This is a genomic window from Sagittula sp. P11 (assembly GCF_002814095.1).
In the GTDB taxonomy this organism is placed as follows: Bacteria; Pseudomonadota; Alphaproteobacteria; order Rhodobacterales; family Rhodobacteraceae; genus Sagittula.
Genome location: NZ_CP021913.1, coordinates 2,782,294 through 2,804,824, shown reverse-complemented (window position 1 = coordinate 2,804,824; position 22,531 = coordinate 2,782,294). Strand labels below are relative to the sequence as shown.

At 67.8% G+C, this 22,531-nt stretch carries 21 protein-coding genes; 13 read left to right on the top strand and 8 right to left on the bottom strand.

All coding sequences use genetic code 11. The features are described from left to right. The first annotated feature begins 15 nt into the window (after positions 1–15). The 4 genes from CDO87_RS13555 to CDO87_RS13540 all read left to right on the top strand — a co-directional run bounded on the left by CDO87_RS13555 (position 16) and on the right by CDO87_RS13540 (position 3,398). Complete coding sequence (locus CDO87_RS13555) at positions 16–1,104, top strand: ABC transporter permease (protein ID WP_100929264.1); 1,089 nt, start codon at positions 16–18, stop codon at positions 1,102–1,104. Further along, a complete protein-coding gene (locus tag CDO87_RS13550) occupies positions 1,101–1,283 on the top strand; it encodes a hypothetical protein (protein WP_100929263.1) in 183 nt (60 codons plus the stop codon). The genes CDO87_RS13555 and CDO87_RS13550 overlap by 4 nt, the downstream gene beginning before the upstream one ends. Before the next feature lie 6 nt (positions 1,284–1,289). Continuing rightward, the gene (locus CDO87_RS13545; RefSeq protein WP_198521722.1) at positions 1,290–2,213 is read left to right on the top strand and encodes an ABC transporter permease; all 924 of its coding nucleotides are present in this window, start codon (positions 1,290–1,292) and stop codon (positions 2,211–2,213) included. 111 nt (positions 2,214–2,324) lie between these two features. Next, positions 2,325–3,398, top strand: a complete 1,074-nt coding sequence (locus CDO87_RS13540; protein WP_100929262.1) for a BMP family ABC transporter substrate-binding protein — start codon at positions 2,325–2,327, stop codon at positions 3,396–3,398. A gap of 97 nt (positions 3,399–3,495) precedes the next feature. Here CDO87_RS13540 and CDO87_RS13535 read toward each other — a convergent pair whose 3' ends face one another. Then, a complete protein-coding gene (locus CDO87_RS13535; RefSeq protein WP_100929261.1) occupies positions 3,496–4,131 on the bottom strand; it encodes an MliC family protein in 636 nt (211 codons plus the stop codon). 483 nt (positions 4,132–4,614) lie between these two features. Beyond that, on the bottom strand, positions 4,615–5,313 hold the full coding sequence (locus CDO87_RS13530) for a VWA domain-containing protein (protein ID WP_254698120.1): 699 nt from the start codon (positions 5,311–5,313) through the stop codon (positions 4,615–4,617). A gap of 237 nt (positions 5,314–5,550) precedes the next feature. Between CDO87_RS13530 and CDO87_RS13525 the strand changes: the two genes are divergently transcribed. Beyond that, positions 5,551–6,480, top strand: a complete 930-nt coding sequence (locus CDO87_RS13525; RefSeq protein WP_100929259.1) for an aldo/keto reductase — start codon at positions 5,551–5,553, stop codon at positions 6,478–6,480. Between the two features lie 66 nt (positions 6,481–6,546). On the opposite strand, the gene CDO87_RS13520 is transcribed toward CDO87_RS13525, so the two are convergent. From CDO87_RS13520 to CDO87_RS13510, 3 genes are all read right to left on the bottom strand, one after another. After that, positions 6,547–7,227, bottom strand: a complete 681-nt coding sequence (locus tag CDO87_RS13520; RefSeq protein WP_100929258.1) for a nitroreductase — start codon at positions 7,225–7,227, stop codon at positions 6,547–6,549. Further along, positions 7,224–8,300, bottom strand: a complete 1,077-nt coding sequence (locus CDO87_RS13515; protein ID WP_100929257.1) for a CaiB/BaiF CoA-transferase family protein — start codon at positions 8,298–8,300, stop codon at positions 7,224–7,226. Before CDO87_RS13515 ends, CDO87_RS13520 begins: the two co-directional genes overlap by 4 nt. Before the next feature lie 159 nt (positions 8,301–8,459). Continuing rightward, complete coding sequence (locus CDO87_RS13510; protein WP_100929256.1) at positions 8,460–9,686, bottom strand: M20 family metallo-hydrolase; 1,227 nt, start codon at positions 9,684–9,686, stop codon at positions 8,460–8,462. 121 nt (positions 9,687–9,807) lie between these two features. On the opposite strand from CDO87_RS13510, the gene CDO87_RS13505 reads away from it, so the two are divergent. Continuing rightward, positions 9,808–10,518 carry a FadR/GntR family transcriptional regulator gene (locus CDO87_RS13505; RefSeq protein ID WP_100929255.1) on the top strand — a complete coding sequence of 237 codons (711 nt, stop codon included), beginning with the start codon at positions 9,808–9,810 and terminating at the stop codon, positions 10,516–10,518. A gap of 36 nt (positions 10,519–10,554) precedes the next feature. On the opposite strand, the gene CDO87_RS13500 is transcribed toward CDO87_RS13505, so the two are convergent. After that, positions 10,555–11,250, bottom strand: a complete 696-nt coding sequence (locus CDO87_RS13500) for a DUF1028 domain-containing protein (protein WP_100929254.1) — start codon at positions 11,248–11,250, stop codon at positions 10,555–10,557. 120 nt (positions 11,251–11,370) lie between these two features. On the opposite strand from CDO87_RS13500, the gene CDO87_RS13495 reads away from it, so the two are divergent. From CDO87_RS13495 to CDO87_RS13475, 5 genes are all read left to right on the top strand, one after another. After that, on the top strand, positions 11,371–12,948 hold the full coding sequence (locus CDO87_RS13495) for an ABC transporter substrate-binding protein (RefSeq protein ID WP_100929253.1): 1,578 nt from the start codon (positions 11,371–11,373) through the stop codon (positions 12,946–12,948). 141 nt (positions 12,949–13,089) lie between these two features. Beyond that, positions 13,090–14,037 (top strand): ABC transporter permease, encoded by a 948-nt coding sequence (locus CDO87_RS13490; protein WP_100929252.1) that lies wholly within the window; start codon positions 13,090–13,092, stop codon positions 14,035–14,037. Next, positions 14,034–15,917, top strand: coding sequence for a dipeptide/oligopeptide/nickel ABC transporter permease/ATP-binding protein (locus CDO87_RS13485; protein WP_100929251.1), 1,884 nt, complete (start codon positions 14,034–14,036; stop codon positions 15,915–15,917). The genes CDO87_RS13490 and CDO87_RS13485 overlap by 4 nt, the downstream gene beginning before the upstream one ends. Further along, complete coding sequence (locus CDO87_RS13480; protein WP_100929250.1) at positions 15,914–16,873, top strand: ABC transporter ATP-binding protein; 960 nt, start codon at positions 15,914–15,916, stop codon at positions 16,871–16,873. Before CDO87_RS13485 ends, CDO87_RS13480 begins: the two co-directional genes overlap by 4 nt. A 57-nt stretch (positions 16,874–16,930) precedes the next feature. Continuing rightward, positions 16,931–19,369, top strand: a complete 2,439-nt coding sequence (locus CDO87_RS13475; protein WP_100929249.1) for a ligase-associated DNA damage response DEXH box helicase — start codon at positions 16,931–16,933, stop codon at positions 19,367–19,369. Here CDO87_RS13475 and CDO87_RS13470 read toward each other — a convergent pair. Both CDO87_RS13470 and CDO87_RS13465 read right to left on the bottom strand, forming a co-directional pair. Next, positions 19,366–19,788 (bottom strand): response regulator, encoded by a 423-nt coding sequence (locus tag CDO87_RS13470; protein WP_100929248.1) that lies wholly within the window; start codon positions 19,786–19,788, stop codon positions 19,366–19,368. The two genes, CDO87_RS13475 and CDO87_RS13470, sit on opposite strands and share 4 nt — an antisense overlap. Beyond that, positions 19,785–21,251, bottom strand: a complete 1,467-nt coding sequence (locus CDO87_RS13465; protein WP_100929247.1) for a PAS domain S-box protein — start codon at positions 21,249–21,251, stop codon at positions 19,785–19,787. Before CDO87_RS13465 ends, CDO87_RS13470 begins: the two co-directional genes overlap by 4 nt. Before the next feature lie 125 nt (positions 21,252–21,376). Here CDO87_RS13465 and pdeM point away from each other — a divergent pair, with 125 nt between their 5' ends. Next, positions 21,377–22,051 (top strand): ligase-associated DNA damage response endonuclease PdeM, encoded by a 675-nt coding sequence (gene pdeM / locus CDO87_RS13460; protein WP_100929246.1) that lies wholly within the window; start codon positions 21,377–21,379, stop codon positions 22,049–22,051. Between the two features lie 20 nt (positions 22,052–22,071). Continuing rightward, complete coding sequence (locus CDO87_RS13455; protein ID WP_100929245.1) at positions 22,072–22,491, top strand: PaaI family thioesterase; 420 nt, start codon at positions 22,072–22,074, stop codon at positions 22,489–22,491. Positions 22,492–22,531: the final 40 nt, after the last annotated feature.

Here is a 22,531-nt window from a genome sequence, read left to right as displayed (position 1 = left end):
CACCGGAGCCGCCGCATGATCCGGCTGGAGAAACGCCCGCAGCCGTCGCGGCTCTGGTCCGCGCTGACGCCGGTGATCGCGGTGATCCTGACCATGATCGCCGGGGCCGCGCTTTTCGCCGCCCTTGGCGCCAACCCGTTCGAGGCGATCCGCACGCTGTTCTGGGACCCGCTCTTCCACCCGCAGTTCGCCGCCTACTCGCGCCCGCAACTGCTGGTAAAGGCCGCGCCGCTGATCCTGATCGCCATCGGCCTGTCCATCGGCTTCAAGGCCGGGATCTGGAACATCGGCGCCGAAGGCCAGTACATCATGGGCGCGATCTGCGGCGCCGGGGCGGGCCTTGCCTTCTACCCGTCCGAAAGCCCGCTGATCTTCCCGCTGATGATCCTTGCGGGCGCGCTTGGCGGCTGGGCCTGGGCAATGATCCCGGCGATCCTGCGCACCACGCTCGGCACCAACGAGATCCTCGTCTCGCTCATGCTGGTCTACGTGGCCGAGACCATCCTCGGCTCCGTCTCCACCGGGCTTCTGCGCAACCCCGAAGGCATGGGCTTCCCCGGATCGCGCAACCTGAAACAATGGGACGCCGCCCACAACGCCGAGATCATCTCGGGCACGGGCGCGCACTGGGGGGTTGTCGCGGCGCTGATCGCGGTGATCTTCGCCTACATCATGCTGTCGCGGCACATGCTGGGCTTTCAGGTCCGGCTGACCGGCGAGGCGCCCCGCGCCGCGCGCTTCTCCGGCGTGAACCCGGCGCGGATCGTGTTGTTCTGCCTCGGCCTCTCGGGCCTGCTTGCGGGCATGGCGGGCTTGTTCGAGGTCTCCGGCCCCGCGGGCCAGATCAGCATCGACTTCAACTCCGGCTACGGCTTCACCGCGATCATCGTGGCCTTCCTCGGGCGGCTGAACCCCATCGGCATCCTGCTGGCCGGGCTCTTGATGGCGCTGACCTACATCGGCGGCGAACTGGCGCAGCTCATGCTGGGCCTGCCGGGCGCCTCGATCCAGCTCTTCCAGGGGATGCTCCTGTTCTTCCTGCTGGGCACCGACGTGTTCATCAACTACCGCCTGCGCTTCGGCCGGGGGGAGGTGGCCGCATGACCGCCGCCCTCCGCCGCACCGACAGCGCCACTGCCGCCGTGGCCTCCGGCCTCCGTCACCCGACCGGGCGCCGCGGGCTGGCGGGCACCCTGCCGCGCGGCCCGCTGCGCCTCTCGGCGGTCGCGGCGGTCGGGATCGCGTCCGGATCTGCCGCGTCGTTTCTCTGGATCAAGGTGTAGACCCGCATGGACCTCAGTTCGATCAGCCCCGTCCTCCTGATTGCCTCCATCATGGTCTCGGCCACGCCGATCCTGCTGGCCGCCATCGGCGAGATGGTGGTGGAAAAGGCCGGCGTCCTGAACCTCGGCGTCGAGGGCATGATGATCATCGGCGCCGTCACCGGCTTCGCCACCGCCGTCAGCACCGGCTCGCCGTTCCTGGGCTTCGTCGCCGCCTCCCTCGCCGCGGCGATCTTCTCCATGGCGTTCGGCCTGCTCACCCAGTTCCTGCTGTCCAACCAGGTCGCCACCGGCCTCGGGCTGTGGATGATCGGGCTGGGCGTGTCCTCGCTGGTGGGCAAGTCCTACGAGGGGATGAAGTCCCCGCCCACCCCCAAGCTCGACATCCCCGTGCTGTCGGACCTGCCCGTCGTCGGCCGGATGCTCTTCAGCCACGACGCCATGGTCTACCTCTCGCTGCTGCTGGTGCTGGCCGTCTGGGCCTTCCTCAAGTTCACCCGCGCCGGCCTGATCCTGCGCGCCGTCGGCGAAAGCCACGACAGCGCCCACGCGCTCGGCTACAAGGTCGTGCTGATCCGGCTGGCCGCGATCTTCTTCGGCGGCGCCTGCGCGGGCCTCGGCGGCGCCTACATCTCGCTCGTGCGCGTCCCGCAATGGACCGAGGGCATGACCGCCGGCATCGGCTGGATCGCGCTCGCCATCGTGGTCTTCGCCTCCTGGCGGCCGGGCCGCGTGCTGATCGGCGCCTACCTCTTCGGCGGGATCAACGTGCTCCAGCTCAACTTGCAGGCCGTCGGCGCCAACGTGCCCGTCGCGCTGCTCTCGGCCTCGCCGTTCATCGTGACGATCCTCGTGCTTGTCATCATCTCTGCACGCGGGCATCACGGCGCGCCGGCCTCGCTCGGGCGACCGTTCCACGCCACCACCTGACCCATGGCCCGCGCCACCGACACCGGGCTATCGTGCACCACGACGGACAGGCCGCACCGGACACGACGCTCAACGACACACCGACACAACGACAACCAAGGGAGTTGAAACATGAACCGCAGAACCCTGCTGACCACCGCCGCGCTCGCGCTCTCGCTCGGGCAGGCCGCCTTTGCACAGGACCCGGTGACCGCCGGCTTCATCTACGTGGGCCCCGTCGGTGACGGCGGCTGGACCTACGAACACAACCAGGGCCGCCTCGCGGTCGAGGAGCACTTCGGCGACAAGGTAAAGACCATCTTCCAGGAAAGCGTGCCGGAAGGCGCCGACGCCGAACGCGCGATCACCCAGATGGCCCTCTCGGGCGCCGACATCATCTTCACCACGTCCTTCGGCTACATGGACCCGACCATCGCCGTCGCCGAGAAGTTCCCGGACGTGAAGTTCGAACACGCCACCGGCTACAAGACCGCCGACAACGTGGGCGTCTACTCCGCGCGCTTCTACGAAGGCCGCGCGATCCAGGGCCACATCGCCGGCAAGATGACCAAGACCAACAAGATCGGCTACATCGCCTCCTTCCCGATCCCCGAGGTCATCCGCGGCATCAACTCCGCCTACATCCACGCCAAGAAGGTGAACCCCGATGTCGAGTTCTCGATCATCTGGGCCTACACCTGGTTCGATCCGGCGAAAGAGGCCGACGCCGCCCGCGCGCTGATCGAGAACGGCGCGGACGTGATCCTGCAGCACACCGACTCCACCGCGCCGCAGGCCGCCGCGCAGGAAGCCGGTGACGTCATCACCTTTGGCCAGGCCTCCGACATGATCGAATACGCGCCGACGCCGCGCGTCTCCTCGATCATCGACAACTGGGCGCCCTACTACATCGACCGCATCCAGGCGGTGATGGACGGCACTTGGGAATCGGACAACACCTGGGACGGCATCGGCGCCGGCATGGTCGGCATCGGCGAGATCACCGACGCCGTGCCCGAAGACGTGAAGGCCGAGGCGCTGGCCCTGAAGGACAGCATCGCGTCGGGCGAATACCACCCCTTCACCGGCCCGCTGAACAAGGCCGACGGCTCCGTCTGGCTGGCCGAGGGCGAAACCGCCTCCGACGCCGACCTCGCAAGCCTGAGCTTCTACGTCGAGGGCATCGACGCGGAAATCCCGCAGTAAGCCCGGAAACGACCGGCGCCGCGCCCTTCGGGGGCGCGGCGCCATCATCCCTTCTCAGGGCAGCCCTGAAACCATCTGTGCGCCCGGCGCCGGGCTATCAGCCGATCTCGTCCTCCATGCAGTTCAGTTGCCCCGTCTCGGGCGTGGTCAGAAGCGCCTCGCGGCCCTTGGTCCAGAACTCGTAGGCCCCGTCGAAACTCTCGCCCTCGTAACGCGCCCCTGACCCGGAAATCGCCTGCGTCAGGGCCACGTCCTTGTCGTTCCACTTGAGCGAAACCAGCCCCTCCGCCCCGTTCACGAAGACGGCAGAGATCCCGGCGTTCAGCCCGCCGCAGACATAGGCCAGCGGCCCGATGGTGATGCCCGCCGTGTCGTCGCTGCGGGTGTTGGCATAGCCCATGCGCAGCTCGTGCATCCGCATGGCGTAGTTCTCCGCCACGCAGCCTGCCATGTCGTCCGCCTTCCAGCAGTCGTTGCGCCCCTTGATCCAGCCGCGCTGCATCGCCTTCAGCTCGTTCATCCGGTCCGCGCCAAGGTTCGGGTCGTTCACCGCAAGCCCGTAAAGCCGCGCCATCTCCCGGTCGAGTTCGGCGAGCCCGTCGTTGTTGCAGATCATCTCCTCGACGGAGCCATCGGCCTTGCTGCAGTCAAAGGCCGGATCGGCGGCAAGCGCCACGCCCGGCGCGGTGGCGGCAAGGGCGGCGAAAATCAAAGATGTCGGAATGCGGGTCATGCTCACTCTCCCTGAAGGTGCACGATTGTCCGCTGTCCCGGCCGGGCCTGTCAAAGGAAATGCGGCGCGGACCGGCCCGCGGCAGATCCGCCCGTTAACCACCTTTTCCCGCCTGTTGCGCAACGCACGGTGCAAAAGGTTACCAACCGGCCGGAACGAGGGGTCGAAACGGCCGGTTCACCAGTAACGGCGCGTCCATCTTCGTGAAGACTTCCTTGCGCCTCGATGTGCCGGGACGGGGCCCCACAAGATATGGCCCGTTGCAGGCAGGCGCACGCTCCATCAACCCGTGCGTGCGCTGGGTTAACTGCGCCCCCTCGCGGCGCATAGGTGAATTTGCCTTAACCCTCGGCTGTCTGGGGCTTTTCCGGACTGTTCCCGACGCATGCCCAGCGCCTTTGAGATGCATCGACAGCTTCGCGCCTGCGGGCTGTCACGTGGCGTCTGTCACAGGCTGACCGGCCCGCGGACCGATGCGCCACCTCACTCGATCGCAGTGATATTCTCCAACGATCCGAAGACGTTGCACCCGAGCGTCACGCGCAGCGCACCGATCAGATCGTCCACCGTTTCGGCGTTCAGGTATTGTCCGCCGGTGTCGTCGGCAAGGCAGCGCGCCACGCTCTCCGTCTCCGTGTCGGGGGTGTTCCAGTCCCAGTGATCGCTCCGCACCTTGAAGCCGATGACATGCACCGTCAGCCCCGGCGCCTCCCGCGCGAATTCCGCCGCCAGCTGGCACGGAGTCCCCCCGCAGGTCTCCTTCCCGTCCGTCACCAGCACCACCGCACCCGGCGTGTGGAGGTAGTCGAGCGTCTCCGCCGCCAGCCGCACACCATCCGTGAGGGCCGTCCCACCGGCCGGTCTAAGCCCCTCGATTTCCGAGATAATCGGCGTATCCGCCTGCCATTGCGGTCTCAGCCGCAGGTCGACGTTCCGGCAGGTCCGGTCGCCGCCCGGGCCGTAGATCACCAGCCCCAGCCGCCGCAGCACAGCGATGTCCGGAAGCACCTGACGCATCGCCTGCCGCGCCTGAACGATTCGCGGCTCGCCTATTGCGTTGAACCCGATCTCCGCCATCGACCCCGACCCGTCGAACACGATCATCGCATCCTCCGTACAACTCTCCCCCGCCGACACGGGCAGGGCGGTCATCGCGGCAAGCGTCAGACAAAGAGCTTTCATGAAACTCCTCCTCCCCGACAGCCTGCCCGCCCCCCGTGAGTCTGTCGAGTCCCGTGCACGCGGCCAGACCAGCCACCGCCTTAACCCGCTGACAGAAAGACATTTTGCCGGCATTGGACAATGGTCGGATCAGCGGCCTTCCACGCGGGACACCACCGGGCGCCTCCAACGCGCCGAAGCAAACGCCCCCTCATATCACGCTTCCCGTGCGGCCTGCGCCGTGCCACTCTCTGCGCCATGACCCTGACCACGATCTCGGGCGACACGCCCGCCCGCTTCGCCTTTGGCACCATGCAGTTCGGCGGCACCGCCGACGAACGCGCCAGCGCCGAAATGTTCGAGGCCTGTCGCGCCGCAGGCATCCGCCACTTCGACACCGCCTACGTCTACACCGACGGCGCCTCCGAGACCCTGCTGGGCCGATTCGCCGCGGCCGAGCGCGAACGTCTGTTCATCGCGACAAAGGCCAGTTTCCCCGGTGGTGCCTCCCGTCACAACATACTGACAACGCTCGACGAAAGCCGGAAACGGCTGGGCATGGACACGGTCGATCTCTACTACATGCACCGCTGGGACGCCGAGACGCCGCTGGAGGAAACCTTCGAGACGCTGGCGGAGGTGCAGGCCGCGGGCAAGATCCGCTACATCGGCGTCTCGAACTACGCCGCCTGGCAGGTGATGAAGGCCCAGGCCACGGCTGCGCGCTTCGGCACGAACATCGACGTCATCCAGCCGATGTACAACCTCGTGAAGCGGCAGGCCGAGGTCGAGATCCTGCCCATGTGCCAGTCCGAAGGCATCCTCCCCGTGCCCTATTCGCCGCTGGGCGGCGGCCTCCTGACAGGGAAGTACGCGCGCGGCGGCAGCGGACGGCTCGCCACCGATGAACGCTACGCCAAGCGCTACGGCGAGGCACAGATGCACGAGACCGCCCGCGCGCTGGCCGACCTGGGCGAAGAGATCGGGACGGACGCGGCGACGCTTGCGGTGGCCTGGGTCGCGCTGCATCCTTCCCGGCCCGCACCGATCCTGTCGGCCCGGTCGGAGGCGCAGCTTCGCCCCTCGCTCGCGGCGATGAACTGGCCGATGGACAAGGACCTCTACGACCGCATCACCGCGCTGGGACCTACCCCGCCCCCGGCGACGGACAGGCTGGAAGAGGCCTGATCCCAAGGCGTTACAGGGTGTAGGGTGGGGGTTCCGGGCCTGTCGGGCCCGGGTTCGCCACCCGTCTTACCGCCAGCGCACGACCTCGTCGGGACTGGCGCGCTCGGTACGGAAGCTGTTCGCCGGATGGTCGCGGTCGGGCATCCCGAAGGCGATCCCGCACAGCACGTCCCGGTCATTGGCCACGTCGAACCACTCCCGCATGAAGGGCGAGAACCCGGCGACAGAAGCCATGGCCACGGCACCGATACCCCGCGCCTCCAGCCCCAGAAGCACCGCGGTCACATAGGCGCCGCAGTCGAGCACGCCATAGGCGCCCAGCACCTTCGGAGTGGTGATCAGCAGGAAGCCCGTGGCGCCGAACAGCCGGAAGTTCTCCTGCATCTGCCGGCCCGATGCCACGCGGTCGCCCTTCTCGATCCCCAGCGCGCCGTAAAGCTGCCAGCCGCATGTCCTGCGACGGTCCTTGTAGACCCCGTCCCACGCCTTCGGGAACGGGATGTCGGTCGCGTGTGCACTGGACTGCGCATGCTCGAAGACGGCGGGCGCCAGCCGGGCGGTTTCCTCCGGCCCGCAGGCGTGGACCTCCCACGGCTGCGAGTTGCACCACGACGGCACCTGCTGCGCATCGCGCAGGGCCGCCTCTACAAGCGCCCGGTCGACAGGTTGATCCGTGAACGCACGGCAGGAGGCCCGCGCCCGCAGAAGCGCTCCGAAGCTGGCGGCCAGCGTATTCTCCTTCGTCATATCAGACCCTCCTGTCTCAAGGTCTCGCGTATCTCCGACCCATTTGCGCCCCGCTGTGCGATCTCGCCGGTGCCGCGCACCACGCCGTCGAAGCGCGGGGCCGGTGCTGGCACACCGTCCTGCCAGATGCCACGCGCCGAGATGTGGGGATCTTTCTGTGCCTCGGCCGGGCTCAGCACCGGCGCGACGCAGGCGTCGGAGCCGTCGAACAGCGACACCCATTCATCCCGCGGCCGCGCGGCAAACAGGCCCGCCAGCCGCGCGGTCTGGACCGGCCACTGCACGGGGTCGAATTGTTCGGCAAAGGCCGGATCGCCCGCGAGCCCCATGATCTCAAGGAACTCGGCGTAGAACTTCGGTTCAAGGCATTGCACCGCGACGTGGCGTCCATCGGCGCAGACATAGCAGCGCGACCAGTGCGGCCCGTCCAGCAGCGACGCGCCACGCGCCTCGCGTGAGAACATCGGCCCCATGGAGAGCAGCAACGACAGCATGTGTGAGGTGCCGTCGACGATGGCCGCGTCCACGACACAGCCCTTGCCGGTTCTCCGCGCGTTCAGCACGCCGCTCAGAATGCCGACCGTGAGGTAGAGCGCCCCACCGCCGATGTCGCCCAGCAGGGTCGGCGGCACGCCGGGGACTTCGCTCGGCAGGCCGCCGTAAAACAGTGTGCCGCTCAGCCCGGCGTAGTTCAGATCGTGCCCGGCCTGTCGCGCGCGCGGCCCGTCCTGCCCCCAGCCCGTCATCCGCCCGTAGACCAGCCCCGGGTTCAGCGCGTGCGCCACCTCCGGCCCGAGGCCGAGCCGTTCCATCACCCCGGGCCGCATCCCCTCGATCAGCGCGTCGGAACGGGCGATCAGGGCCTTGGCGACAACGATGTCCTCTGGCGTCTTCAGATCCAGCACGATGGACCGCTTGCCCCGGTCGAGCAGGTTATTCGGCTGTTTCGACGGGTTGTCGGGGGTGGCACGGTGGATGACGGTCACCTCCGCACCAAGGTCCGCCAGGTGCATGGCGGCGAAGGGGGCGGGGCCAAGGGCCTCGAACTCGAGGATGCGCAATCCGGTCAGCATGCCCGCACTGGAGCGCAAGTCGGGCCGGAAGGAAAGGGGATTTGCGCCGTTCAGCGGCCAGCCAAGACGGCGCAGAGCCCCGCCCTACCTCCGGTTTCGCGACGGCAGTTCCGGGGCCGCAATGACAGCCCGTGCCCGGAACCGTCCGTTCGCGCCCTCTCAGCCGAGTTCGTCCGCGTAGGCAAGGATCGCGTCTGCCATCACCCGCACCGCCACGTCCATATCGGCCGCGGAGGCGAATTCGTCGGGTCGGTGGCTGATACCGCCCCGGCACCGCACGAACAGCATTGCGATCGGGCAAAGGTCTGCCATCGCCGACGCATCGTGCGTCGCTCCCGAGGGGATGGTCAGTGGCACGAGGTCTGCCTTGCCGATGGCCCCTTCCAGCGCCCGCGTCAGACCGGGATCGCAGACCGCCGCAGGCTGCGCGTAGGTCCGGACCGCACTCAGGTCGCAGTTGGCGTCGAAACAGATATCCCGCGCCAGCGCCATGGTCTCCGCCTCGAAGGTCTCGCGGAGGGTGTCCTGCGGCGCGCGTATCTCAAGCGGGAAGCGGACGTCGGCGGGGATGGCGTTCACCGCACCGGGTTTCAGCGACAGCCTACCCACCGTCGCCCGCAAGTCCGGGACCTGCGCCGCCGCGTCGCTGACAGCCGCAATGATCCGCGACGCCGCCACCAATGCATCCCGCCGCCCGTCCATGGGCACGGTCCCGGCGTGGCCGGTCTCTCCGGTGATGCGCATGTCGAAGCGGGAAATCCCGCAGATCGCACTGACGGCGGCGACGGGCAGGTCCTCGGCCTCGAGCACCGGGCCCTGTTCGATGTGTGCCTCCAGATAGGCCACGACATCCCGCCGGGCGCGTTGCACCGCGCCGATCTTGTCCACCGCCACACCGAAGGCCCGCATCGCGTCGCGCATCGCCACATCGTCGCGGTCGGTCATGTCCAGCGCCTCGTCCTTCAGCGTGCCGGCCAGCGCGCGGGGGCCGATCAGGGCCGTCGGGAAGCGCACGCCCTCCTCGTCGGCAAAGGCCAGCACCTCCAGCGCGAAGGGCAGCGCGGGCAGGCGATCCTTCAGCGCGCCGGCTACAAGGCATCCGAGCGCGATGCCCATGATCCCGTCGAAGGCACCGCCCGAGGGGACGCTGTCCTGATGCGACCCGATCATCAGGACCGGCTTGCCTTCCGGGTTCGGACTGCGGCCCACCAGCGTTCCGGCGGCGTCCTGCGCGGGCTCCAGCCCGGCGTCCGTCATCCACGACGCGATCTGGTCGAGGGCTGCGCGGTGGTGTTCCGTCCATGGCAGGCGAGTCACACCTTCGGCACTTGCCGAGGCGCGTGCAATCGCGTCCAATCGGGAGGCGGCGGTCTCTCCGTAGGTCATCTCACCCTTGTATTTATCATGATAAATTGATTCACTTGGTATCTTAACGCATTCGCCCCAGCAGTCACGTCCGCATTCCATGTCCTCCCTTCCCACCCCTCCTCAACGCCGATCCCGCCCCGTGCGGGTGGCCGACGCGATCAAGGACTGGGTGGTGGAACAGGGACTGAAACCCGGGGACCGGCTGCCCGGCGAGACCGAACTGATCCAGCGCTTCGCCATGTCCAAGGGCACTATCCGCGAGGCGCTGCGTCTGTTGCAGGCGCAGGGGCTGGTGGAGACCAAGACAGGCCCGGGCGGCGGTCTTTTTGTCGGTGAAGTCTCGCGCGAGCGGGCGCGGGCGCTGCTTGCGAACTTCTTCTACTTCCAGCACATCACCATCGACGACATATACCAGGTCCGCATCGCGCTGGAGCCGGAGATGGCGGCCAGCCTTGCCGGGCGCCTGACCGAAGACCAGTTGGCAGAACTGTCCGCGATCATGGAAGACTACGCCCAGCCCGCCGCAGATGCGGAGGAGGAACGCATCCAGCATGTCTCCTCACTGAAGTTCCACGCCCGTCTGGCGGACTTCGGCGAGAATGCGATGCTCGGGTTCTTCATCGGGTTCATGGCGCAGATCCTGACCGACCTGACGGTCTACAAGCGGCTCTACACCCAGCCGAACCACGACCTCTGGCGGAACGGACGCGAGCACCAGATCGACCTGATCGCCGCCCTGCGCGACGGAGACGCGGAGGCCGCGCGGCACATCATGCGCGAACACATGCAGGAGGCGCGGCAGATGATGGAAGATCAGGAAGCCGAAGTGATGAAGCGGTTCATCGTGTGAAGCGGTCTGCGTCGCTGCCTTGAAACCCGTGGCCGGTCAGGTCTCGGCGACCGGCAGTTCGGTCGAGGCGAACGGCAGTGCACGGTAAGGATCGTCCGCCACGGGCACATGGCGCAGCCAGTCGGCATAAAGGCCGTTGGTCGCGTGGCCATGCAGGACCCGCAGGGCCGCAAGCGGGGCTTCGGAGTAATCCACGCGCAACGTCATCGGCGGCGTCGTCCGGCTGACCACCAGCAGCGCCGCGGACAAGAGCCCCCGACTGTCGCCACCTGCACGCGAGGCCGTCTCCAACGCGGTCAGAAGCCGCTCATCCAGCCCGCCTTTGCCGGTCAGGAACCCTTCAAGACAGGCATCCAGCACCGACTCGGAGGCAAGGAGGTTGCCTGCCACCACGACGCCCGGCGCCTCGCGCGCCCCGGCAACGGTGATGCTGTTCGCTCCGGTGAAATGCGCGGTCGCCCCGGTCAGGTCGAGCGCCGACATCTGCCGTTCGGCCTTGCCGGTGTCTGGCGTGGTGACGCGCGCCACGGCCTCCGCTGCCGGAACCCCGCTGCGCATGAGGGCCAGCGCCTCCGTCCCCCACATCGTCGAGGGGAGAGACCCCTGTGAGGCGGTCATGCCCGATTCGGCGTCTCCGCGCAGGACCCAGCCCCCGACACACAGGCTGCCCGTGGTGGCCGCCCCCCCGCAAGCGCCCGTTTTTTCGTCGTATGCGAGGATCGAAATTGTCATGGGTGGGTCCTTTCGTCGTCGGACTTGAATTTATCATGAAAATTTGCCCCATTTCAATTTATCATGATAAATTAACCGCAGCCGGTGACGGCCCGGATGAAAAAACAGGAGAGGAACCCAATGTCGCTACTCAAAATGACCCGCCGCGGCCTGATGGCTGCCGGTACGGCGCTGGCGTTGACCCTGGCCACGGTGCCGGGTGCGCAGGCGCAGACGCCCCCGGGCGTGCTGATCGTCGGCCAGATCGCCGAGCCCAAGGCGCTGGACCCGGCAGCGGTGACGGCGGTGAACGACTTCCGAATCCTGATGAACGTCTACGACGGGCTGGTGCGCTACAAGGACGGCACGCTGGAGGTCGAACCTGCGCTGGCGGAAAGCTGGGAGATCTCCGAGGACGGGACCGAGTATACCTTCAAGCTGCGCGAGGGCGTGAAGTTCCACGACGGTTCCGACTTCAACGCCGAGGCGGTGAAGTTCAACTTCGACCGGATGCTGAACGAGGATCACCCCTACCACGACACCGGCCCCTTCCCGCTCGCCTTCTTCTTCTCGGCGGTGGAGAACGTCGAGGCGGTGGACGACCTGACGGTGAAGTTCACGCTGGGCAGCCCCTACGCGCCGTTCCTGTCGAACCTCGCCTATCCCACCGGCCTGATCGTGTCGCCCGCCGCCGTCGAGCAATACGGCGCGGACTTCGGCCGCAACCCGTCCGGCACCGGCCCCTTCAAGTTCGCCGAGTGGCGGTCGAACGAGGCCGTGGTCGTGGAGGCCAACCCCGACTACTGGGACGGCGCGCCCGAACTGCAGGCCGTCGTCTTCCGCCCGATCACCGACGCCAACACCCGCACCGCCGAGATGCTGGCGGGCGGCATCGACCTGATGGTCGAGGTGCCCCCCGTCGCCTTGTCGGAATTCCAGTCGGATGCCTACCAGGTCTTCGAACAGGCCGGTCCCCACGTCTGGTTCCTGATCCTGAACGCCAAGGAAGGCCCATTCGCCGACAAGGCAGTGCGGCAGGCGGCGAACTACGCGATCAACAAGGATGCGCTGGTGAACGAGGTGCTCGAAGGCACCGCGGACGTGGCCGCGGGACCCACGCCGCCCGCCTTTGCCTGGGCCTACAATTCCGAGCTGGAGCCCTACCCCTATGACCCGGAGAAGGCCAAGGCGATGCTGGCTGAGGCCGGGGCCGAGGGGGCCGAGCTGACCTTCTACGTGACCGAGGGCGGGTCCGGGATGCTCGACCCGATCGCCATGGGCACCGCGATCCAGGCGGACCTGGAGGCCGTGGGCTTCGACGTGAAGATCGAGACCTACGAGTGGAACACCTTCCTCGGAGAGGTGAACCCCGGCCTCGAAGGCAAGGCGGACATGGCCGAGATGGCATGGATGACCAACGACCCGGACACCCTGCCCTTCCTCGCGCTGCGCACCGACGCATGGCCCGACAAGGGCGGCTTCAACTCCGGCTACTATTCGAACCCGGAGGTCGATGCCCTGCTGGAAGAGGCGCGCGTCGCCACCGACCAGGACAAGCGCGCCGAGCTTTACAAGGAGATGCAGACCATCGTGCAGGAAGATGCGCCCTGGGTCTTCGTCGCCAACTGGAAGCAGAACGCCGTGACATCGGACCGGGTGGAGAACTTCGCCCTGCAGCCGTCGTTCTTCCTGCTGCTCGACGACGTCGTGAAGAACTGAGGTTTCGGCGCGTTCCGCGCCGATCCGCCGGGGGGCTGCCGCCCCCCGGACCCCCCGCAGGTATTTGGCCCAAGATGAAGGGACAGGCCGTTGCCGTCCGGTCCGCGGGGTTCATGTGTTTCAGCGAAGGAGGCCGCGGCGATGACCGGCTACATCCTCAAGAGACTGGTGTCGGCGATCCCGGTGCTGCTGGGCATCACGGTGATCGTGTTCCTGATCATGGCAATGATCCCGGGCGACCCGGCGACGGCGATCCTCGGATCCTATGCGACGCCGGAGAACGTGGAGAAGCTGAACCGCGACCTCGGATTGGACAAGCCGCTGGTGTCGCAGTACTTCATCTGGCTCGGCAACATGCTGACGGGCGATTTCGGGCAATCCTTCGCGCTGAACCGGCCCGTGCTCGACGAGGTGCTGGAACGGTTCAACGGGACGCTGGTGCTGGCGGGGACATCGTTTGTCCTTTGCGCCGTGTTCGGCATCGTGGCTGGCGTGATCTCGGCCGCGAACCAGTACGGCTGGGCGGACAAGGGGATCACCTTCGCGGTCCTGCTGGGGATCTCCATCCCGTCCTTCTTCCTCGGCATGATGATGATCCTTCTGTTCGGAGTGAACCTCAGGTGGTTCCCGGTTTCCGGCATGTGGCCGATCTACGGCGACCGGACGCTCTGGGTGCTGCTCAACCACCTTGCGATGCCGGCCTTTGCCCTTGCGGTCGTCGCCACCGGTGTTGTCGCGCGGCTGTCGCGGTCGGCCATGCTGGAAGTCTTGCGGCAGGATTTCATCCGCACCGCCCGCGCCAAGGGTGTGCACGAGCGTGGCGTGATCTGGCGCCATGCGCTGAAGGCCGCGATGGTGTCGATCATCCCGGTGCTTGGCATCCAGGCGGGCTTTGTCCTGTCGGGCGCCGTCTATATCGAGATCGTCTTCCAGTGGCCCGGCGTGGGGCGGATGCTGGTCGATGCCATCCTGAAGCGTGACATCCTGCTGGTGCAGGGGGGCGTGGTCTTTGTCGCCGCCTGCTACGTCCTGTTCAACATCCTCGTGGATGTGGCGCAGAGCCTTCTGGACCCGAGGATCAAGACATGAGCGCCTTCTTCAAACTCCTCGCCCGCAACCGCCTGGCCCTGGCCGGAGGGATCGTGCTGTCGCTGGTCGTGCTGCTGGCGCTGGTCACGCCGCTGCTGCCGCTGAAAGATCCGGACGTCACCAATACCGCGTTCCGGTTCCAGCCGCCGTTCTCCGAAGGGGCGCTGCTGGGCACCGATCACCTTGGCCGGGACCTGCTGGCGCGCCTGCTTTACGGCACGCGCCTGTCGCTGGCGGTGGGCTTTGCCGCGGCGGTGGCCGCCGCCACCCTGGGCGCCGCCATCGGGATCATCGCCGGCTTTTACGGCGGGCGGACCGACAACGTCATCATGCGCGGCGTCGACATGCTGATGGCCTTTCCCTACATCCTGCTGGCGCTGGCCATCGTCGCGGCGCTCGGACCCGGGCTGCTGAACGCGCTGATCGCCGTGGCCGTGGTGAACGTGCCGTTCTTCGCGCGCAACATCCGGGGCATCACCGTGGGCATCGCGCACAAGGAGTTCGTGGATGCCGCGCGCCTTGCGGGGTTGTCGAACACCCGGATCATCCTGTCGGAGATCCTGCCGAACGTGATCCCGGTCATCGTGATCGCCATGTCTACCACCATCGGCTGGATGATCCTCGAGACCGCCGGCCTGTCCTTCCTCGGGCTCGGATCGCAGCCGCCGCAGGCCGATCTGGGGTCCATGCTGGGCGAGGCGCGGTCGGCGCTGATCACCAACCCGCACACCTCCGTCGTGCCGGGCGTGATGATCCTGATCATCGTCATGTCGATCAACCTGCTGGGCGACGGCGTGCGCGATGCGCTGGACCCGCGGCTGAAGTCCGGCGCCCTGTCGCGGCCCATGGCGGCGACGCGGGTGGAGCGTGACGGACCCGTGCCGCAGGCGGAAGGCAAGGGCCTGCTGGAAGTGCAGGACCTGCAGACCCAGTTCCACGTCAAGGACCGCATCTACCGCGCCGTGGGCGGCGTGGACCTGCACGTCGAGAAGGGCGAATGCCTTGGCATCATCGGCGAATCCGGGTCCGGCAAATCGGTCACGGCGTTGTCGGTCATGGGGCTTGTCGCCTCGCCCCCCGGGGTGATCACCGGGGGCGCTGTCCGCTACGACGGCGACGACCTCGTCGGCGCGCCCTATCGCAAGCTGCGGTCGATGCGCGGCAGGAACGTCGCCTATATCTTCCAGGACCCGCTGGCCACGCTGCATCCGCTCTACCGCGTCGGCGATCAGCTGATCGAGGCGATCCGGTCGCACCGTCCCATCGGCAAGGCGGAAGGCAAGCGCAAGGCCATCGAACTGCTCGAAGCGGTGCGCATCCCGAACCCCGCCAAGCGGATCACCGATTACCCGCACGAGATGTCGGGCGGGATGCGGCAGCGCGTCGGTATCGCCATGGCGCTGGCCAACGAGCCGGACATCATCATCGCCGACGAACCGACGACCGCGCTCGACGTGACGGTGCAGGCGCAGGTGCTGACCATCCTCGACGACCTCCGTCGCTCTCGCGGGCTGGCCATCGTGTTCATCACCCATGACTTCGGTGTGGTGGCGCAATTGTGCGACCGTGTGGCGGTGATGTACGCCGGGCGGATCGTGGAAGAAGGCACCACCGACGAGATCCTGAAGGCGCCCCGCCATCCCTACACCGCACGGCTCATGGCCTGCGTGCCGGAACTGGGCGGGGGCAAGCGGCGGCTGGAGGCCATCGCCGGCCTGCCGCCGGTGGTCGACAGGCTGCCCGCCGGATGCGCCTTTGCCGACCGCTGCCTGAAGGCGCAGGACGATTGCCGGCAGGGCGACATTCCCCTGGAGCGCGTCGGTTCGCACGCCGTGCGGTGCCTCTATCCCGAAACCCCGCTGTCGGAGGCCGCTGAATGACCGATGCCCTGACCCTCTCCAACCTGTCGAAGACCTTTCCGGTGGGGCGTTCCCTGCTGGGCAAGTCCACCGGATCGGTCAAGGCCGTCCATCCGATCACGCTGTCGGTGCGCAAGGGCGAGACCCTTGGCATCGTGGGCGAATCCGGCTGCGGGAAGTCGACGCTGGCGCGGATGCTCGTGGGGCTGCTGCCGCCCTCCACCGGGACGATCCAGATCGAGGGCAAGGCGCTCGACAATGCGGACCCGGCGGCCTTCGGCAAGCGCATCCAGTACGTCTTCCAGGACCCGATCTCTTCGCTGAACCCGCGCAAGACCATCCGGCAGGTGATGGAAGCGCCGCTCAAACACCTTCACGGCATGTCCGCCGCGAAGCGCCGGGAGCGCATCCGCGAGATCTTCGAAAGCGTGAACCTGCGCGAGGAGTTCCTCGACCGCTACCCGCATGAATTCTCGGGCGGGCAAGCGCAGCGGATCGGCATCGCGCGGGCGCTGGCGGCCAATGCGTCCATCCTGATCCTCGACGAACCGGTGTCTGCCCTCGACGTGTCGGTGCAGGCGCAGGTGCTGAACCTGCTGGCCGACCTGCGCCGCGAATACGATCTGACCTACCTCTTCATCAGCCATGACCTTGCGGTGGTGGAGGCGGTCAGCGACCGGATCGCGGTGCTGTACTTTGGATCGGTGGTGGAGGTCGGCCCGGCGGAAGAGGTCTTTGCCCAGCCCCGCCATCCCTACACCCAGCTTCTGGCCAACAGCGCGCCGGTGGTTGGCCGCCCGCTGACCGCGCCCGAAGGCAAGGCGACCGAACTTCCCGACCCGCTGAACCCGCCGCCGGGCTGCGCCTTTGCCGCGCGCTGCCCGCGGGCCAGCGACAAGTGCCGGGCGGAGGTGCCCAGGCTGACGCCGGTCGGGGGGCAGACGGAAGCCGCCTGTTTCCACCCGCTCGGCGACTGACCCGGCGCGGCACAGGAAAGACGTGCCAAACCGCCCGCGCGCACCTATCTGGGGAGGATGACGCTTCCTCCTCCCCTCCGGGACTGGTTCCACGCCCGCGGCTGGCAGGTCCACCCGCACCAGCAGGCCATGCTGGACCGGGCCGCCTCACCCTCGCTGCTGCTGATCGCCCCGACCGGCGGCGGCAAGACGTTGGCGGGTTTCCTGCCGACCCTGTCGGAACTGACGGACCGCCCGCGCGACGGTCTGCACACGCTCTACATCTCGCCGTTGAAGGCGCTGGCCGCCGACATCCGGCGCAACCTGCTGATCCCCATCGAGGAGGCGGGCCTGCCGATCCGGGTGGAAGACCGCACCGGCGATACCTCATATGCCCGCAAGCGCCGGCAGCGCGCCGACCCGCCGCACATCCTGCTGACCACCCCGGAATCCCTGGCGCTGCTGACGTCCTATGAGGACGCCGCCCGCACCTTCGCCGGCATCGAACGAGTCGTCATCGACGAGATCCACGCACTGGCGGAGTCGAAACGCGGCGACCAGTTGATGCTGGCGCTGGCGCGCTTGCAGACGCTGGCGCCGAACCTGCGCCGCGTCGGTCTGTCGGCCACGGTGGAGGACCCCGGCGCCATCGCACGGCTGATGTCCTTTGGCGACACGACGACCGAGATCTTGCACGCCGATCCCGGACCCGATCCGGACATCCGGATGCTGCGCACAGAAGAGGCCCCGCCCTGGGCCGGCGGCGGCGCGGCCTATGCCATTCCCGCCGTGCTCGAGCAGGTGAAGCAGCACAAGACCACGCTCATCTTCCACAACACCCGCGCACAGGCCGAGATCTTCTTTCACAACCTGTGGCTGGCGAACGAGGACGCGCTGCCGATCGGCATCCACCACGGCTCGCTCGACCGGGGCCAGCGCGAGAAGGTCGAGGCCGCGATGGTCGCAGGGCAGTTGCGGGCCATCGTCTGCACCGGCTCGCTCGACCTCGGGATCGACTGGGGGGACGTGGACCTCGTGATCCAGGTCGGCGCACCGAAGAACGTCAAGCGGCTGGTGCAGCGGATCGGGCGCGCGAACCACCGCTACAACGCCCCGTCGAAGGCGTTGCTGGTGCCCGCCAACCGCTTCGAGATCGTCGAATGCGTCGCCGCGCTGGAGGCGGTGAAGGCGCATGACCTCGATGGCGAACCGCGCGGTCCCGGACCGCGCGACGTGCTCTGCCAGCACATCCTGATCGCCGCCGCCTCAGGCCCGTTCGACGCCGACACCCTCTATGCCGAAATGTCGGCCGCCGGTCCCTATCGCGGGCTGAACCGCGCGCAGTTCGATGCCTGCCTCGATTTCTGCGCCACGGGCGGCTACGCCCTGCGCGCCTACGACCAGTGGAAGCGTCTGCAACTGAGGCCGGACGGGCTGTGGCAGCTGCGCGACCCGCGCTCCGCGGTGCGCATCCGGCAGAACGTCGGCACGATCCAGGACACCGACACGCTGAAGGTGCGCTGGAAGGGACGCGGCGGCGCGCCTCTGGGCGAGATCGAGGAAGGCTTTGCCGCCTCGCTGACGAAGGGCGACACATTCCTGATCGGCGGACAGATCGTGCGCTACGAGGGGCTGCGCGAACTGACCGTCGAGGTGACGCGCGACGCCCAAAAGAAGCCCAAGATCGCCACCTTCATGGGCACGAAGTTCGCCACCTCCACGCAGCTTTCGGAACGTATCCTGCGGCTCTTCCAGCAGGACACCTGGCCCGAGCTGCCGGACCATACCGCGCAATGGCTGGCGCTTCAGCGCGAACGCTCGCGCCTGCCCGAACCCGGGCGCCTTCTGGTCGAGAGCTTCCCCCACGACGGGCGCGAGCAGTTCGTGGCCTACGGCTTTGCCGGACGGAACGCGATGCAGACGCTGGGCCTGCTGCTGACCAAGCGGATGGAGGAGATGGGCCTCGCCCCCATGGGCTTCGTCGCGACGGATTACGCAACCCTGATCTGGGGACTGGACCGCGTGACCGATCCCGCCCCGCTTTTCGACGTGACAGCGCTGGAGGCGGGTCTCGACGGCTGGCTGGCGGGCAACGCGGTGATGAAGCGGACCTTCCGCGCCTCCGCCACCATCGCCGGGCTGATCGAGCGGCAACTGGGTGGCCAGCGCAAGACCGGCCGGCAGGCCACCATGTCGTCGGACATCCTCTACGACACGCTGCTGAGGTACGACCCCGACCATCTGCTGATGCAGATCACGCGGGAGGAGGCGATGCGCGGTCTCGTCGACTTTTCCCGCATCCGCGAGATGTGCGCCCGCGTGGGCGACCGCATCGACCACGTGCAGTTGGATCGCGTGACACCGCTGGCCGCGCCGTTGTTCCTCGAACCCGGGCGCGTGCCGGTGAACGGGTCCGCCGATCAGCGGCTGCTGGAGGAAGAGGTCACCCGCCTGATGTCCGAGAGCGGCCTCGCCCAGGTCGAAGTGCCGAAGAAGGCATGGCGCGTCCCGTTCTAGCGCGTGGACGGCTGGTCACGCCCTTCGAACAGCCTCAGCATCTCCTCCACGTCCTGCACGCGGATCGGTTTCTCGAAATATCCGCGCACGAGGGGACGCTCCGCTGCACGAGCCCGGTCCCGTTCGGCGCTGGAGGAGGAGACCATGACCACGATCACATCCTTGGGCCAGCCCTGCTCGATCATCCGGGCGCGCAGGGCGTCGACCGTCTGGAAGCCGTCCATGACCGGCATCGAGATATCCATCAGCACCAGCGGCCCTTCGGAGGCGGCGACACGCGGCTGGTCGAACAACTTGTCCAGAAAGATGCGGCCATCCTCCGCCTCGTGCACCGCGGCGAAGCGTCCCGACTTCGCCAGCCGCCGCCGCGCTGTGTAGCGGTCGACCTCCCGGTCGTCGACAATGTAGGCGTCTATCATGCCTCGCCCTCCATGCGGATCGGCAGGTCGAGCGTGAAGGTCGTGCCCTCCCCCTCGGTGCTGGTCGCGGCGATCCTCCCGCCCAGCCGTTCCACGCTGCGCTGCACGAGGTTCAGGCCAATGCCGGAGCCGCCCCGGTCGCCATGCTTGCGGAACAGACCGAAGATCTCCGGCAGGACCGCTTCGGGGATGCCGATGCCGTTGTCGCTGACGATGATCTTGAGGTGCTCGCCTGTCTGGCGGGCGGTGACCTGCACCACCAGCTCGGCCTTCATGTCGTCCCGGTAGCGCAGCGCGTTGGACAGCAGATTCCGCAGCACGGTCCTGAGCGTGGCCTCCTCCGTCGCGACCGTTTCCGGCAGCGCGAGTTCCAGCTCCAGCCGCGCAGAGACGGCGCCGCCGCTCAGGTCCCGCCAGAGCTGGCGAATGAGGCCGCCGAGATCGACGGGGACCCGCGCGATCCCGCGTTCCGTCGTCATGGTGGCCAAGAGGACGCTCTCGATCTCCGACACGCTGTGTTCCGCGATCTCGGCGGCGCGGGCAAGGTTGTCGCCCAGGTCGGCAGTTTCCCCGGCCGCGAAATCCTCCCGGCAGAGGCTCAGCAACCCGGCGATGGAGGCGAGCGGCGCTTTGAGGTCGTGGCTGACCCCGCGGCTGAACTGTTCGAGATCCGCGTTCAGCCGTTCCAGTTCATGCGCGCGGGCGGCCAGCGCGCGCTCCGTCTCGATCCGTTCGGTCAGGTCGACCAGCGTGGCGACCACACCCGTCTGCCCGTCAAGGTCGATGCGGTCCAGCGTCGCCTCCACCGTCACGCCATGGCCGTCGCGGTGGCGCGCGGTCACGGTGCGCGACCGCCCCTTTGCCCGCACATCCGGCAGCAGTGCAAAACTGCGGCGGTAGACCTGGTGGGCGACGCGCAGATCCTCGGGCACGAGATCCTCGACCGGACGGCCCAGCAGTTCCTCCGGCGTGTAGCCGAGCAGCGGGGTGACCGCGCGATTGACGAAGTCGATCCGGCCGCCCGCATCCACGACGACCATCGTGCAGGACGCCGCATCCATGACAGAGCTGATCCGTTCCCGCTGCGCATGGCGGTGCCGCAGGTCGAGTGCCACGACGATCACATGCGGACCGCCGTCGACGACCACCGGCTCCAGCGCCAGTTCCAGTGGCAGCACGGTGCCGTCCCTGGCAACGCCCTTCACCTCCCGCTCCGCCCCCATGCGGCGCTTGGCGGGGATCACGTTGAACGCCTGTCGCAGCGCCACGTGCCCCGACCGCAGATGCTCCGGCAACAGCGTTTCGACCGGCGCGCCGGTCAGCGCGCCGGGTCCGTAGCCGAAGAGCGCATCGAATTCGGCATTGCAGGTCCGGATGCGGCCATCCGGCGCCACCAGCATCATCGCGATGGGCGAGACGCCAAAGGCCATCCCGATCACGTCGAGGTTCATCTGCACGTCCATCTCCGCCAACGTCCCGCCCGGGGGCCGGACATATGCACCGGACGCTATCCATCCCGGGTGAAGATTCCATTGAGAGCGCCCCGCAGCCCCTTGCCACGCCGCCGCCAAACCGCCAAAAACAAAGCATGAACACACACGCGTTCACCTTCCATGGCGCAGATCTGCACGCCCTCCCCTCCGGCGCCCTATACTGGCCGGACGAAGCGGTGCTGGTCGTCTCTGACCTGCATCTTGGCAAGGCCGCGCGGCTGGCAGCCACGGGCGGTGCCGCCCTTCCCCCCTACGAGACGCGCGATACGCTGGCGCGGCTGGACGACGTGCTGACCGTAACGCGGGCGCGCACCGTGATCTGCCTTGGCGACAGTTTCGATGCGCCGGGGCTGGACACCTGCCTGCCCGGCGAGGACCTCGATACACTGACGCGGATGAAGGCGGGGCGGCGCTGGATCTGGATCGAGGGCAACCACGATCCCGGCCCGCTGACCCTCGGAGGCGAGCATCACGCCGACCTCCAACTCGGACCGCTGACGTTCCGTCACATCGCCACCTCCGGCCCCGGCGAGGTGTCAGGCCACTATCACCCCAAGGCGCGGATCAATGCGCGGGGGCGCGGCTTTTCCATGCCCTGTTTCCTCTGCGATGCGGACCGGCTGATCCTGCCTGCGTTCGGCACCTATACCGGCGGGCTTTATACCGACAGCCCGGTGCTCTCGGCGCTGATGGGCCGCGACGCCTGCGCGATCCTCACCGGGACGCGGCCGGTGGCCATCCCCATGCCGCGCCGCCTGACCGGCACATGAACCGAAGGCCCGATCCCGCCATGACACTGACCGACCGCATCAAGGACAGCTTTGCCCGACAGGGACTTCTCCGCACGCTGGGGGCAAGGGTGGTGTCGGTCGAGCCCGGCGCCGTCACGCTTGCCCTGCCGCTGACGGAGGCGCTGACCCAGCAGCAGGGCTATGCCCATGGCGGCGTGGCCTTCTCGCTTGGCGACAGCGCCGCAGGCTATGCCGCCGTGTCCCTGCTCGAGCCGGAGTTCGACGTGGTGACGTCCGACATGACGATCCACTACCTCGCGCCGGGCCTAGGCGACACGCTGGAGGCGCGCGGCACGGTCATCCGTCCCGGGCGGCGGATGCTGGTCACGCAGGCCGACATCTACACGGTGGCCGAGGACAAAGAGACGCACATCGCGCGCATGACCGGCACCATGGTCCGGGTGACGCCGAGCGCCTGACCGATCACACAGCCCTGCGCCGGGAACCTCACCCGCCACC